Origin of the sequence: Amphritea sp. (assembly GCF_016744155.1) — a bacterium.
GTDB lineage: Bacteria > Pseudomonadota > Gammaproteobacteria > Pseudomonadales > Balneatricaceae > Amphritea.
Window position 1 is genome coordinate 176431 of record NZ_JADGEW010000003.1, and the last position, 14652, is coordinate 191082.

A 14652-nucleotide genomic window follows, 5' to 3' on the forward strand; every position below is an offset into this window, starting at 1 on the left:
TTACCCAGGGTTGGTGTCTTTTGCTGATAAGCCTGGCTATAGCAAATTAGCCGCAGGCTGGTTGATCGATCAGTTAGGCTGGAAGGGGCGTCGGGAGGGTGATGCCGGTGTTTACGAAAAACAAGCGCTGGTGTTGGTGAATTATGGTGATGCCAGTGGGCAGGATATTCTAGAGTTGGCGGGGGATATTCAAGCCGATGTATATACAAACTTCGGGGTAATGCTTGAGATTGAACCTCGCTGTTATCCCTAGTAGATGGCTTTCGTCAGGTAGACTGAATCTCTTGTTTAACAACCCTGCTTTTGAAATAAACAAATAGAATAGTAGACACAAAAAAGCCGGCTAATTAGCCGGCTTTTTTACTCCTGAGAATCAGATTGCGCTATTCTCGCTGGAGTCTGTGTCGCTTACAGGAACTTCATTAGCCGCAGTAGTGCGCGGATCATTTGGTGCCCGACGTGTGCGGCGTTGACGTGGTGCAGCAGCTTCAGGGTTGGCAGCAACAGGTGCTTCGCGACGAGGAGGTGGAGTCACGACTACTTCCTCAGAAGCAACAACTGGTGCGGTAAACTCTGGACGCTTACGAACACGACGTCCAGCTGGCCGAGGCTGTTCAGTCTTAGCGGCAGGCGCTTCAACTACCGGCGCTTCAACTACCGGAGCTTCAACTACTGGAACTTCAACTACTGGAGCTTCAACTACTGGCGCTTCAACTACTGGAGCTTCAACTACTGGAGCTTCAACTACTGGCGCTTCAACTACCGGAGCTTCAACTACCGGAGTTTCAACTACAGGCGCTTCAACCACTGGAGTTTCAACTACAGGCGTTTCAACAACTGGGGCTTCAACAACAGGCGTTTCAACTACTGGAGTTTCAATTACTGGAGTTTCTACTGCAGGCGCTTCAACAACTGGAGTTTCAACCGCAGGGGCTTCAGTAGCCTGGGCAGGAGAAGTAGTCGCTTCGGCTTCTAGTTTCGCTGAATCTGCTGCATTATCTCTCTTAGGACCGCGGCTACGCTGACGGCGTTTACGTGGAGCCTCAGAAGATTTAGCTTCAGTTTTAACTTCCGCAATCGGCTGCTCTACAGAAACAGAAACATCTTCAATCGTTGCTTCAGTATTAATGGCCTGTTCTTCATTAGTTAAAACAGAGTCATTAGCTGTAGTCGATACAGAGGTGTCAGCAGTACGCTTGCCGCTGCGCTCACCGCGACGACGACGTCCACGACGACGCTCACCGCGAGGGCGACCATCTTCGTTCTTCTCGGCGGGCTGATCCTGTTCGTTTTTAGGCTTGGGTTCGTTCTGCTCTTCTGTCTGCGGCTCTTGCTGACGGCTATTGCCTCGCTCGTTGCGGCGACGGTTGCGAGAGCGTCCCTGGTTAGACTCAACAGACTTTTCCTGATCGTCTTTTACAGGTGCTTTGGCTTCAACGTTCTCGCTGATGTTATCAACAAGTTTATCGCTGTCGCGGCGCTCATTACGGTTACGGTTGCGGTCACGGTCACCACGGTCACGTCTGTTATTCGTACGTTTGCGGCCCCGCTGCTTTTTGTTCCGCTCTTCTTTTTCCTTTTCTTGCTCTAGTTCCTGTTTGGCTTTGAGCTGTTCCGCTTTCGAGTCACCAAACAAAGCACCGAAGATTTTACCGAAAAATGATGGCTTGGCTGGGGTTGGGGGTTTAGCTGCTACAGGTTGAACTGGAGCTTGTGCCGGTGCAGGCGCAGGCGTAGCTGGAGCGACAGTGCTAACCGCAGCGCTTTCGCGAACAGGCAGTGGTTTAGCTGTTTCCATCTGCGGCTCAGCTTCAGGCTCTGGTTGAAGCGTATAGCTGGCGTCATTGGTATTAATGACTGTGTGATCGTCCCGCAGGCGTACAACCTCGTAGTGAGGTGTTTCCATGTTTGGATTCGGAACCACAACTACGCGAACGTTGTTACGAAGTTCAACATCATGAACTTCTTTACGTTTTTCGTTCAGCAGGAAGGTGGCGACAGAAACAGGCAATATTGCCCTGATCTGTGCAGTACGATCCTTCGACGCTTCCTCTTCAATCAGGCGCAGAATAGACAGTGCCAGAGATTCAGTGTCACGTACGGTGCCCTGGCCATTACAGCGAGGACAAACAGCGCCACGGCTTTCTATCAGAGAAGGGCGCAGGCGCTGGCGTGACATCTCCATCAAACCGAAGCGAGAGATGCGACCCAGCTGTACCCGGGCACGATCCACTTTGAGGGAGTCGCGCATCAGGTTTTCAACTTCACGCTGGTTTTTGATTGGTGACATATCGATAAAGTCGATAACGATAAGTCCGCCAATATCACGCAGACGTAATTGACGAGAGATCTCGTCAGCAGCTTCAAGGTTGGTTTGCAGCGCTGTTTCTTCGATATCGCTACCGCGGGTTGCACGGGCAGAGTTGATATCGATAGATACCAGGGCTTCAGTCGGGTCTATTACGATAGAACCGCCAGATGGCAGCTGTACTTCACGCTGGAAAGCGGTTTCAATCTGGCTCTCGATCTGGAAGCGGTTGAACAGAGGGATCTGCTCATCATAAAGCTTGATCTTGTTCAGATAGCTTGGCATGACCTGCTGAACGAAGTTCAGAGCATCTTGGTAGACTTCAGGCTTGTCGATCAGTACTTCGCCGATATCCTGTCGTAGATAATCACGAATCGCACGAATAACGACATTGCTTTCTTGATAGATAAGGAATGGTGCGCGACGCTCGTCGGATGCGGTTTTAATCGCTTCCCAAAGAGTCATCAGGTAATCCAGATCCCATTGAAGCTCTTCAGAAGAACGACCTATGCCCGCAGTGCGGACAATAGCGCCAGTCTTAGGTGGAATTTTCATTCCGTCCATTGCTTCTTTAAGCTGTTTGCGATCATCACCTTCGATACGGCGAGAGATGCCGCCGGCACGAGGGTTGTTCGGCATCAGTACCAGATAGCGACCAGCCAGGCTGATAAAGGTCGTGAGGGCAGCACCTTTGTTGCCGCGCTCCTCTTTATCTACCTGAACAATGACTTCAGTACCTTCAGCGAGGACTTCTCTAATATTCGGGCGTCCACCTTTGTCGGAGCCTTTCTTAAAGTATTCGCGAGAGATTTCTTTGAGGGGTAAAAAGCCATGGCGCTCAGCACCATAATCAACAAAAGCAGCTTCCAGGCTAGGTTCAACCCGGGTTATCTTGCCTTTGTATATGTTGGCTTTAGTTTGTTCACGGGAGCTGGATTCCATATCCAGATCGTAGAGGCGTTGACCATCAACCATGGCAACGCGCAACTCTTCTTGTTGAGTTGCATTAATTAGCATTCTTTTCATTGTTTGTTAGCGTTCTCTTATAACACTAACGCAGTTCATCTAGCCGTAAGCCACACAGAGAGGTGTCCGATATGTACTGCCGGACACGGCAAACCAAGTCTTCGTAGCGACTCTTGTGCTTAACTTCTTCGCTTGTACGCTTTGTTATGCGTGCAAGTCTTATCGACGGTGAAGGAAACAGTTGCCTCATATCGACTTCTTTATAGAGTCTGATCAGGCTGTTGCTGCCGGTTAATAGTGGCAGGTTCTGGGCAACTGACATCTTCACCTCCAACTGGTTTTGCAATTCAGGGCATTGCCAGCTAGATGAAATACGTAGTAATTCTTTTTAATTTAATGCTGTACAGGGGATTCAAACCGGTCATTTGCTTGATTTTAAGAACTATATGGCAAAAAAACCGGGAATTTCAAATTAGCTAAAGCCAACTGCCCGCAGCAGCGCTAGAATATAGCAGCTTAAACAGACAGCATCAATCGAAAGGTCCGATATCTAATTAATATGTCAGAACAAAATACATCTCCAGCCCCAGCCGTTCAATGGTTCGAAATTGATTCTGAGCTGCAGGGCCAGCGGATTGATAATTTCCTTCGCACCCGTCTTAAGGGAGCCCCTAAAACCCTGATTTACCGAATACTGAGGAAAGGCCAGGTTCGGGTAAATAAAAAGCGGATCAAGCCTGATTATCGCCTGCAGGAAGGTGATTTGGTTAGAGTACCTCCACTCAGGCTGAGTGAAGAGAAGCCGCAGGCAACTGTCAGCGAGAACCTGAAGGAGCTGATTGAAGCAGCTATACTCTTTGAGGACAGTGATATCATCGTTCTTAACAAGCCTTCTGGTCTGGCTGTGCATGGTGGTAGTGGTATTAGCCTGGGGCTTATTGAAAGCATCCGTCAAATCCGTCCTGAGGCAAAGTTTCTTGAGCTGGTTCATCGGCTTGATCGGGATACCTCCGGCTGCATTATGGTTGCTAAGAAGCGTAGCGCATTGCGTTTCCTTCATGCGGCGCTTCAAGCTAAGAAAATTACTAAGATTTATCATGCTTTGGTTGAGGGAAAGTGGTCGACACGAAAAACCAAAGTAGATGCGCCACTGCAAAAAAATGAACTCCAGTCCGGTGAGCGGAGAGTAAAAGCCCACCCTATGGGTAAGGCTTCGTTAACCGAGTACAAGGTGCTTCAGCGCTTTGGTGGTTTCGCAACGCTGGTTGAAGCTCGCCCCATCACGGGCCGCACCCACCAGATCAGAGTTCATTGTCTGTTTGCAGGTCATGCCATCATTGGCGATGATAAGTATGGCACTGACGAGATGAATCGTGAGATGAAAGGTTACGGCATTCGGCGTTTGTTTCTTCACGCTGCTGAGTTGCGGGTGCCTTTGCCTTCCGGGGGCAGGAGAATTTTCCATGCTCCGTTGGGAGCTGAGTTGGAAGCTGGTTTAAAAAAATTGCAAAACATTGACGGGCTTTAAATAGCCCGGTAAGGCGTGATTAATGAGTCAACAGATTAGTACTGAAGCGTTTAATAAAGCAGCAGATCTTATGCTGAAAAGTGGTAAATCACCCAATGCCGTTGAACTGGCTCAAACTCTTGGTGCGCAAGAGCAGGATTTAAGCGAGCTGTTGCAACAGTGGTGGACTGTATTGCCGGATCGTATCCAAATGTTCGGTGATGCATCGGTTAAAATGCCTGGGCTGCCTGAATCTTTAGTTCACAGCGTAGAATCTTTATGGCAACACGCCGTTCAGGAGGCACAGTCCACGCTGACATCTGATAAACAGTATCAGCAGTTGGCGAGTGATGATGCACGTCGTCATTCTGAAACCGAGCTGTTTAAGGCGCAAAGCCAGCAAGCGGAAATGGATCAGGTTTTCCGCGAAGTTCAACAGCAGTTGGAACAGGAAAAGCATCAGGTTCAAGTCCTCGATGCTGAGATATCTGTTTTAAAAATCAATCTGGCTACTGTAACGACAGAGCAGAAGACTGAAGAACAGCGTCGCCTGAATACTGAGCAGGAACTTAACCTGTTACAGAAGAAGATGGATGATTCAAAGAGAACCTTTGATCAGCGGGTGTTGGAAGAGCAGCGACATGGTTTGGATCAGGTCGCTAAAGCTGAAGCGGATACCCGATATTATCGCAGTGCATTAGAGAAGCTGAGAGATGAGTGTGGCCGCAAAGAATCTGCACTGACTAAAGATATCCATAATCTTCAGGCGTTAGTGGCCAAGAAAGATGTAAAGCTGGATACCGGAAAAACTCAGATTAAAACACTGGAAACTGAACTTAAACGCTATCAAAGTGATGACAGTCAGAGCGTCAGGGAGAGAGGTCAGCTGAGTAGTGCTTTGTTGTCCGAACAGAATCGTAGCAAACGTCTCGAAGATAAAGTGAGCGAGGCAAAAGAGGAGCTGAAGCGGGTTAATCAGAAAAATATTGGCACAGTCAATGATGCATCCCGACGTGAAAATATGCTCCGCGGTCAGGTAAAAGATAAAGATGAGGAGGTCATGCGTGCTAACGCCCGACTGGTATCCTTAGATAAGAAAATTGCCTCCCATGAAGAGGAAATTCGACGTCTTCGCAGCCGTTTAGCCTGATCGTTTAGTGAGAGTTTCACCTGTTCTGATAACCGTGTATTATAATTAAAAGTTATTAAGATATCTGTTTTTAGGTGTTGGAGGTATAAATGAAATTGCAGCAACTGCGTTACATCTGGGAAGTTGCCCGTCATGATCTGAATGTATCAGCCACGGCGCAAAGCCTTTATACCTCACAACCAGGGATCAGCAAGCAGATTCGTTTGCTTGAGGATGAGCTTGGCGTAGAGGTGTTTGCCCGAAGCGGTAAGCATCTGACCCGGGTAACACCCGCCGGTGAAGCGATTCTTGAAGTTGCTGGTGATATTCTTCGTAAAGTCGAAAGTATTAAACAGGTCGCTCAGGAATTCAGTGATGAGAAAATGGGCAGCCTGGATCTGGCGACGACTCATACTCAGGCACGCTATGCGTTGCCCGTGACTATTCATAGTTTCATGAAAAATTATCCAGATGTTTCTCTTCATATGCATCAGGGGACTCCGATGCAGATTGCTGAGATGGCGGCTGATGGCTCGGTTGATTTTGCGATCGCTACCGAGGCGATGGCACATTTTAATGATCTGATTATGATGCCATGTTACCGCTGGAATCGCTCCGTCGTGGTACCGAAAGACCATCCCTTGGCTCAGGTCTCAAAGCTGACGCTTCAGGATGTCGCGAAGTGTCCGATTGTTACCTATGTATTTGGATTTACTGGTCGCTCTAAGCTTGATGATGCTTTCAAGCGAGAAGGGCTGGAGCCTAAGGTGGTATTCACCGCGGTAGACTCTGATGTTATCAAAACCTATGTGCGTCTGGGTTTAGGTGTAGGCATTATTGCGACTATGGCCTTTGATGAAAAACTGGATAGTGATCTTGTTGCTTTGGATGCAAGCCATCTGTTTGAGTTCAGTACGACTAAAATTGGCTTCCGCAAAGGGACATTCCTGCGTGGCTATATGTATGACTTTATCCAGCAGTTTGCGCCGCATTTGACTCCGGAGGTCGTACGCCAGGTACAATCTTGTAGTAGCCGTGCCGAAATTGAAGAGATCTTTGCAGGGCAGGAGTTACCCAATTTATAGTTGATTGGGTTGAAGAATATGTATATTAAATAAAACCTCCTAAGAGGTTTTTTTTGTCTTCGGCGTAAGCAAAAGGTGAGCTTTTAAAATTCATCGGTCTCAACTTTGAGCTAATTCGCCCCTCAGTTTTTGCTCCGTTCTTGAGTTATTGATGACTAAGTATAATCAGCTCGAAGTGGTCTGGTCTGGTTTGAATCGGGGTGGAAGGACTACAGCCTCGTTGGTTAATAGTCCAATATGATTTTCAAGGGTGATGCCTAAAGCCTTCAAATTGTTGCTTGAAGGCTTTAGATAAAAAAACAGGCTTTATGTATAAAGATCGAAGTTATTTCTTGAATTCGGTCATCAGTTTTCTATAGCTGTTACAGCGGTCTTCGAAATCATAGGTGACATTTACCAGCATCAGTTCCTCGGCTCGGTAATGATCTGCCAGGTTTTCCAGTTCTTCCCGGCACTCTTGAGCAGAGCCGCTGATAACAGACCTCAATGTTTCCTGATAGTAGGCCTGATCTGAGATCGGCAGTTTACTGTACAGGTCTAACGCTTCTTCAGGACTGCGAATGTGTTCGCGAATCCCGTGGCGAAATGCCATCACTTTCCAATACATATTTGGCGCTGCCAGATAGGCTGCTTCCTCTTTGTTATCTGCACAAAGGCAAGCAACAGAGAGAATCGTCTGGGGCTTCTCTAGGCCTTTGCCATTTGGGCGGAATCGTTTTTTGTATCGCTCAAAAATCTCCGCAGGCCGTTCATGGGTTCCGATAAACAGGGCAAGCACAAACCCTAGTCCCAACTCTGCGGCCAGATCTACACTGCCTGAGCTGGAACCCAGGGTCCAAAGCTCTGGAGATGCACTATTTATCGGTGTGGCATTAATGCCCGCAAAGGGGTGTTCTTCGGGAAGGTTGTCATGAATGAATCCACTGAGATCGCTTAACAGCTGAGGATATAACTCGGCACTATTTGGTTGGTTAGGAAATGCCAGCGCTTTACTGGTCATATCTGTTCCCCCAGGTGCACGACCAACTCCCAGATCAATCCGGCCGGGATTCAGGGCCTCCAGTGTGCGGAAAGTTTCAGCTACCTTTAAGGGGCTGTAATGGGAGAGCATAACCCCGCCACTACCGACACGAATTTTTTGGGTGTTCTGCGCAATGTGGGAAATTAGAATTTCCGGGCATGAGCTGGAGTAGCTACGAGTATCGTGGTGTTCAGCTATCCAGTAACGATGGTAATCAAGCTCTTCACTTAATTGAGCAAGTTGTGTTGAGTAGTGTAGGCCGTCGCTCTGAGACTGTCCGTTATGGGCAGGAGCCTGGTCTATAACGCTGAGTTTAAGATTCATCTTTAGTCCTCGTATTACTCAGGCCTGACATTCTGATGGCCGTTAACGCTATCTCTTTATCTTCTGCAGCGGCTCCTCCTGAGATTCCTACGCCGCCAATCAGTCGTTGTTGTTGGTACACAGGTTCACCTCCGGCAAACAGAATCAGGCCGTTGTTGGTTTGCTCGAAACTGTCTAGTCGCTGATTTTTCACTAACTGACCTAACGCTTCGGTGGGTGCGCCAAACAGAACGGCACTACGTGCTTTTTTCTGGGCTATTTCAACGGAGCCTAAAGGGGAATTATCCATTCGCAGGAATGCGCAGAGATTGCCTCCCTGGTCAAAGACAGCGACATTGATGTTTATACCCATCTGTCTGGAGCATTCGACTGCATCCGCCATGAGTTTCTGACTTTGCTCGAACAGCATTTATACTACCTCTATATTCAGTTTCTTCAGCCGGTATGCCAGGGTAGGCCTGCTTACACCCAATAATCTTGCTGCTTCGGCCACATTGTTCTCGGCGCGCACTAGAGAGTGTTGTAGTAGTGCTTCTTCAACCTTTTCTAATGACCCCATCTGATCCAGTGCCTGATCCATCCAGTCTGTACTATCCGGAGATAACTCATTCGAAGAGGTCGGTGCGTTAATCAGCTCTCCTTCAGGTGAAATGATCTGGCTGTCCTGTCCCATGTTCATGCTAGGAAACAGGTATTGTGCGTCAATAGATTCACCGCTCTCTGCCAGGATGAGTCCTCGTTCTATGACATTTTCAAGCTCTCGAACATTGCCGGGCCAGCGATAGTTTAGTAATGCTTTCATCGCCAGGTCTGATAGCCCCAGGGTCTTTTTGGTGTAGAAGGCTTCGTATTTTTTAAGAAAATGATCTGTCAGCATCGAAATGTCTTCCCGGCGTTGGCGCAGGGGAGGGATATCAATGGGATAGACGTTTAGGCGGTAGTAAAGGTCGGCTCTGAAGCGTCCCTCTTCGACGGCCTTGCTCAGGGATTCATTGGTTGCGGCGATAACCCTGACATCAACACTGCGGGTATGGGTGTCACCTACTCGTTCTAACTCGCCTTCTTGAAGGACACGAAGAAGTGCCGCCTGAGAGCGTGGGCTCAGTTCAACCAGTTCATCAAGAAATATGGTGCCTTTATGGGCTCGTTCAAAGCGTCCCTCTCGTGATTGTGTCGCGCCGGTGTAAGCTCCTTTTTCGACGCCAAATAGCTCTGCTTCTATTAGATCGGGGGGAATCGCTGCACAGTTAACGGCGATGAAAGGCTGCTCTGATCTTTCTGAATTCTTGTGAATCCCTTTAGCTACCAGTTCTTTACCGACACCGGTTTCGCCTAATAGCAGGACAGAAACTTTCCCCGTAGATGCTTTTTTTGCGAGCTTGCAAACTTTTTGGTAGCCATCGGACTTACCAATAAAATTGCCTAAACTAGAGCTGTTGTCGATTTTATGCCGCAGTACGGATATCTGATCCTGTAGCTCGTACAGTTCTTCAATAATAGGGGATGATTTAAAGTAGTTACGGTAGGTTTGGTAGTCTTCCCACTCCGTTGCCGGGCGTCCTTCAAACAGGCACAGGTGATCACCGCAACCACGACACTGTTTCTCTTTGAAAATAATTTCCTGCCCTAACAGTTCAGAAGCAAAGCTGCTGGCGTGCCCGACCAGAGCCCAGCATGCAGGGCCGTCAATTAAACCCAATTCCGACGTAAACATTTCTGCTTCATAGGCATCATGCATAGTAAATTTGGCTAAGAAATGTTGGTTTTTCGGGTCGATCTCCAAGGTCTTTTCTTCGACGCGTACGGACCCTTTCAAGGCGTGAAGTTGAAAGCCCGTACGAAACAGCTCTTCTGGAGCAAGATTGCCTGATAGGCGTTTAACTAACTCTGCATCTTTCTGTCCAAGGCTATAACCCAGGCGCATAAAGAAGCCTTTAGCTCGCTCCAGGCCAACTGTGAGGATCTGTTCTTTGCGAAAGTTGGTCAGCGATGCCAGTTGCATCAACAACATTCTTTGCTCGCCGAACCAAACAGTACCATCGCTATTCTGGAATCGTACTTGTTCGAATAGCTGTTGGGTATCAGGGCGCTTTTGATTATTTAGATGTTCGGTTGCAATATTCATTAAATAAGCACTCTGGATCGTTATGATTGTTATCAAATCATCATATATGATTGCTTATATAAAAAGTTGGTGAAGAATTGTAATATATGATCCCAAATATGGGTTTATGGTAATCATATGAACTATCAGGATCTTTATATATTTCTAAAGGTGGTTGAAAGGGGGAGTTTCCTTTCGGCATCTGAATCTCTATCGGTTCCTACTTCGACTGTGAGCCGCAAGGTACAACAGTTAGAGCATGATCTGGGCTACAAGCTGATGCATCGCAGTGCCCGAAAAATGGTGCTGACGGAAGCGGGAGAAAAGTTCCATAATCGTTGTCAGCCTTTGTTTACAGAGTTGGAGTTTGCTGCAAAGGAGCTTGATGATGAACTAGCTGAGCCTTCCGGGTTGCTGCGTGTAACGGCGCCGGTCAGCCTGACTAACGATCTGTTGGCGGAATGGTTTTTTAAGTTTATGGAGCGTTTTCCACGGATTAATCTTGAACTGATTGTAGTAAATCGGAATATAGATCTGGTTGAGGAGGGGGTCGATGTCGCATTTCGCATAGGCGATGTGCATATGCAAAACTGGATCTCCAGACCTTTAATGGAGTCCAGTTTCAGTGTCTGTGCCAGTGATGATTATCTGAGCCGTCGTGGCATCCCTAAGCATCCAGAAGAGTTGTATCAGCATACGTTGATTGTTTCCCGAAGAACTCCAGTGTGGAATTTTAACGGGCCATTAGGAGAGAAGGTGAAAATAGCCGGGCAAGTACGGCTAAAAGTTGATGAGCTCAATCTCGCTGCGCGGGCAGCAGAAAATGGCCTGGGGATAGTTAACTTACCTGATTATGTTGTTGAGAAACTCATAAGTGCTGGGCGTTTAACAAAGTTGATGCCAAGTTGGCAGCCGCATCCCCGGGATGTGCATATGCTATACCCAGAGCGCAAATACATTCCGGGTAAAGCACGATTGTTTATTGAATTTATAATGTCTCAGGCGCAAGAGCTTAACTGATGTTTTCCGCTTTGATCTTATTCTCTGGCTCGTAAAAGTTAGGCCAGTATTTTTTAACAACCTCACCTGAGCTACCAAAAGTATGGCAGGTATTGAGTACGTGTGGCTTCGTATTTCCCTCACCCCAGCCCTCTATGTCTTTGCGCTCTGTATGTGTTGCCTGAAATGCAGTGGTAGCAATCGGACCCAGTAACTCTAATAAATGGGTGCATCCATTAGTCCCACTGAAAAGCTCTTTGCACTTTTTGGTAAAGCCAGGGGCTATGCGGGTACCTATGAGTAGCTTGTATCTATCTGCAATCGAAGGGCACATCTGGTAGGGGGTATAGTCCATGCTGGCAACCGCGTCGTGGATATTCAATTCCAGATCGATAGTAATCCGTATTGCCAGTAGGTGAATCGGCTCGCCGGCCTCAACAACGCCGTTGTTGCGTTCACGAATCTCAATAGGTGCCGTTTTAATATCGCTCAAATGTCCTTCGATATCCCATAAGCCATCGACACGTTTAAAGCCTGTGCATGTAACGGTACGAGTGTGTTCCAGTGTGCGCTCAGTAGGCTGTGGTAATGGCATAGGACCTTTCTTTCTATAATATAAATGTGTAATAGCTGTTAAAGGCTATCGTATGTCTTCATTTAGTTCATAAGCTGTTGTTCGTTACAGCAATATATACTCTGATTTTAACGGTTATTTATGTGGGTATCGAGGCTGATATAACCCTAATCTGGTGTGGTTTCTCTTATTTGGGCAAAAATAGACCCAGAAGTGAGAAGGGTTGGGCTTTTGTCTCAATAAGAGTTAGCTAAAAAATATTTACGTTTCTGATTTATTAAGTTAACATGTTAACTAATTTAGAGGCTGATAAGCTGTAAAGAGCGACTTATCGGTATACCACAGAGGAATGTTAGCTGTATAACGGACACTACTTGATACGAAATAATAAATTTATTTTGTTAAATGGTATCGTTTTTCGGTTAAACTAATACCTTGACCTCGGACAATTAATTTTGGACTGGGGTCGGGTAATAAATAATAAAGAGGGAATAATCCCCGTTAAGCTCTTGGGCATGATTCAAGAGCATCGAACGTATGTGCTGGAGACCGATCGAATGAAAATTATAAATTACCTGAGCCTGATAGCAGGAAGCGATGGTGACTCATGTCCTTTAAGTGTTAGGGTTGAAAACACTTTAGGTTGCGTAATCTAACTGCCACAAATCTATCCATTAAAACAATAATCGAGCTGGCTAACTGTTATCAAAGGCCGGTTGAAATAAATAAGGAGTCTGATATGGCTTTTAGTGCCTGGCTTTCAATGCACTATGAGGAGAAAGGACCGGTTGTCTGGTTGGCTTTCTTTCTTGAGTTGATTGCTGCTGTAACACTATTTTTCCTGATGGCGCTGACCTGTGCGGATGTGCTCGGTCGCTACTTCTTTGGCAATGCTGTCGATGGTGCAACAGAGCTGACGGAGATGGGTATTGCAATCCTAGTCTTCGCCGAAATGCCCGTGATCACTTGGCGGGGTGGCCATGTTGTCGTCGATATTCTTGACCGGATGCTGGGAAATACATTGATTAAGATTCTGGGGCTGTTTTCGGCTCTGTTGATGTCTACGTCGCTGTATTTTCTCGCAACGCGTATTTTTCAATTGGCTGAGAGATCGATACGTCGTGAAGAGGTAACTGAGTTTCTTGAGATGCCGGTGGGTTACATCGTTGAATACATAGCGTTCATGAGTTGGGCAACTGCTGCACTTATGATCACTTACGGTGTATACCGGTTGTTGACTCAGTCTGAAGACTAATTTGGGCCTTCTTCTTTAATACGCCGATAACGTTACAGGTATTTTCAGAATGATTACTGCATTAACTGGTTTTGCAATTTTGCTGTTGATTATCGTGGTCATCCGCATTCCTATCGCCTTTGCGATGGGTATTGTCGGGTTCTTTGGCTTTGCTTATATGCAGGGACTGACGTTCGATAATCTTATGGACTTTCGTTGGAATAGTACGCTCTCTATGGCGGCTAAACGAGTTGTCGACACTTCTCAGGAGTACGGTCTGTCCGTAATTCCTCTCTTTATACTTATGGGTAACCTGGTAACGAAGTCCGGGCTTTCTCATGAGCTTTACCGCGCCTCTTATGCCTTTTTAGGGCATCGTAAAGGTGGCCTTTCAATGGCGACTGTTGTGGCTTGCGGTGGCTTCTCTGCGATATGTGGGTCTAGCCTGGCAACTTCTGCAACCATGGCGAAGGTGGCGATGCCGCCGATGCGTAAATATGGTTATGCTGATTCTCTCGCGACAGCATCCATCGCTGCGGGTGGTACTCTGGGTATCCTGATACCACCTTCGGTTATTTTGGTTATTTACGGTCTGCTGACTGAAACCAGTATCCGTGAGCTGTTTGCTGCAGGCTTCATTCCAGGGATGATTGGTATTCTGCTCTATTTATGTGCCGTACGTTATGTCGTTTGGCGCACGCCTGAAGCAGGTCCTTGCGGTGACAAAATGGAATGGCCTGAGCGTATGCAAGCACTGAACGGTGTCTGGGGCGTTCTGACTCTGTTTAGCGTGGTGATGGGTGGAATATACGGTGGTATATTCACGCCGACTGAAGCTGCTGGTATTGGTGCTGGTGGTGCCTTTTTCATCGCGCTGTATCGTCGTTCGCTGAGCTTCGGTAGCCTGTTTGATATTCTCACCGATACTGCGCGTACATCTGCAATGCTATTTGCCGTACTTATCGGTGCGTTGATTTTCTCAAACTTCATCAACCGGGCAGGGCTTCCTGCAGACCTGCTAGAGCTAGTGAATGGACTTGATGTACCTCCGATGGTGGTTATTCTGGTTATTCTGGCAATCTACATCGTTCTGGGAATGGTGTTTGAGAGCCTGTCTATGCTGCTTCTGACGGTGCCAATTTTCTTCCCTCTGGTCGATAGCCTTGGTTTTGATCTGGTGTGGTTCGGTATTGTTGTGGTTGTGGTAACAGAGATCAGTCTGATCACACCGCCGGTGGGCATGAATGTGTTTGTTCTTGCCGCGGTACTTAAAGACGTTAAGGCCAGTACTATCTTTAAGGGTGTTACACCCTTCTGGTGTGCGGATATTATTCGTCTGGCGATGGTTACCTTTTTCTCTTCGATTGCACTGTTCCTACCGGAACTCTTGTATCGTTAAAG

12 protein-coding genes and 1 pseudogene are annotated in these 14652 nt (G+C 47.2%); 7 read left to right on the top strand and 6 right to left on the bottom strand.

Annotated features, from left to right (window positions below):
* Positions 1–253: pseudogene (locus QZZ54_RS04565) on the top strand (UDP-N-acetylenolpyruvoylglucosamine reductase); the annotation flags it as partial.
* Positions 254–373: 120 nt separating this feature from the next.
* Here the strand turns inward: QZZ54_RS04565 and rne are convergent.
* Together rne and QZZ54_RS04575 are read right to left on the bottom strand one after the other, a co-directional pair.
* On the bottom strand, positions 374–3325 hold the full coding sequence (gene rne, locus QZZ54_RS04570; protein WP_290699608.1) for a ribonuclease E: 2952 nt from the start codon (positions 3323–3325) through the stop codon (positions 374–376).
* Between the two features lie 34 nt (positions 3326–3359).
* Positions 3360–3596 carry a hypothetical protein gene (locus tag QZZ54_RS04575; protein WP_290699485.1) on the bottom strand — a complete coding sequence of 79 codons (237 nt, stop codon included), beginning with the start codon at positions 3594–3596 and terminating at the stop codon, positions 3360–3362.
* A 237-nt stretch (positions 3597–3833) separates the two neighbouring features.
* On the opposite strand from QZZ54_RS04575, the gene rluC reads away from it, so the two are divergent.
* The 3 genes from rluC (at position 3834) to cysB (ending at position 6995) form a co-directional block, all read left to right on the top strand.
* Positions 3834–4802 carry a 23S rRNA pseudouridine(955/2504/2580) synthase RluC gene (gene rluC, locus QZZ54_RS04580; RefSeq protein ID WP_290699488.1) on the top strand — a complete coding sequence of 323 codons (969 nt, stop codon included), beginning with the start codon at positions 3834–3836 and terminating at the stop codon, positions 4800–4802.
* Between the two features lie 22 nt (positions 4803–4824).
* On the top strand, positions 4825–5931 hold the full coding sequence (locus QZZ54_RS04585; protein ID WP_290699491.1) for a DNA-binding protein: 1107 nt from the start codon (positions 4825–4827) through the stop codon (positions 5929–5931).
* 89 nt (positions 5932–6020) lie between these two features.
* Positions 6021–6995: an HTH-type transcriptional regulator CysB gene (cysB, locus tag QZZ54_RS04590; RefSeq protein WP_290699494.1), complete on the top strand. Its 975-nt coding sequence runs from the start codon at positions 6021–6023 to the stop codon at positions 6993–6995.
* A 325-nt stretch (positions 6996–7320) separates the two neighbouring features.
* On the opposite strand, the gene QZZ54_RS04595 is transcribed toward cysB, so the two are convergent.
* The 3 genes from QZZ54_RS04595 to QZZ54_RS04605 are packed head-to-tail and all read right to left on the bottom strand — an operon-like array spanning position 7321 to position 10465.
* Complete coding sequence (locus tag QZZ54_RS04595) at positions 7321–8340, bottom strand: LLM class flavin-dependent oxidoreductase (RefSeq protein ID WP_290699497.1); 1020 nt, start codon at positions 8338–8340, stop codon at positions 7321–7323.
* On the bottom strand, positions 8330–8749 hold the full coding sequence (locus QZZ54_RS04600; RefSeq protein WP_290699499.1) for a heme-binding protein: 420 nt from the start codon (positions 8747–8749) through the stop codon (positions 8330–8332). The genes QZZ54_RS04595 and QZZ54_RS04600 overlap by 11 nt, the downstream gene beginning before the upstream one ends.
* The gene (locus QZZ54_RS04605; protein WP_290699501.1) at positions 8750–10465 is read right to left on the bottom strand and encodes a sigma-54-dependent Fis family transcriptional regulator; all 1716 of its coding nucleotides are present in this window, start codon (positions 10463–10465) and stop codon (positions 8750–8752) included. It lies immediately after the preceding gene.
* 117 nt (positions 10466–10582) lie between these two features.
* Between QZZ54_RS04605 and QZZ54_RS04610 the strand changes: the two genes are divergently transcribed.
* On the top strand, positions 10583–11464 hold the full coding sequence (locus QZZ54_RS04610; protein ID WP_290699504.1) for a LysR family transcriptional regulator: 882 nt from the start codon (positions 10583–10585) through the stop codon (positions 11462–11464).
* On the opposite strand, the gene QZZ54_RS04615 is transcribed toward QZZ54_RS04610, so the two are convergent.
* The gene (locus QZZ54_RS04615) at positions 11457–12038 is read right to left on the bottom strand and encodes a DUF2889 domain-containing protein (RefSeq protein ID WP_290699507.1); all 582 of its coding nucleotides are present in this window, start codon (positions 12036–12038) and stop codon (positions 11457–11459) included. The genes QZZ54_RS04610 and QZZ54_RS04615 overlap by 8 nt on opposite strands.
* A 718-nt stretch (positions 12039–12756) precedes the next feature.
* Here QZZ54_RS04615 and QZZ54_RS04620 point away from each other — a divergent pair.
* Together QZZ54_RS04620 and QZZ54_RS04625 are read left to right on the top strand one after the other, a co-directional pair.
* Positions 12757–13272 (top strand): TRAP transporter small permease, encoded by a 516-nt coding sequence (locus tag QZZ54_RS04620; RefSeq protein WP_290699510.1) that lies wholly within the window; start codon positions 12757–12759, stop codon positions 13270–13272.
* Positions 13273–13321: 49 nt separating this feature from the next.
* Complete coding sequence (locus tag QZZ54_RS04625) at positions 13322–14650, top strand: TRAP transporter large permease (protein ID WP_290699513.1); 1329 nt, start codon at positions 13322–13324, stop codon at positions 14648–14650.
* Positions 14651–14652: the final 2 nt, after the last annotated feature.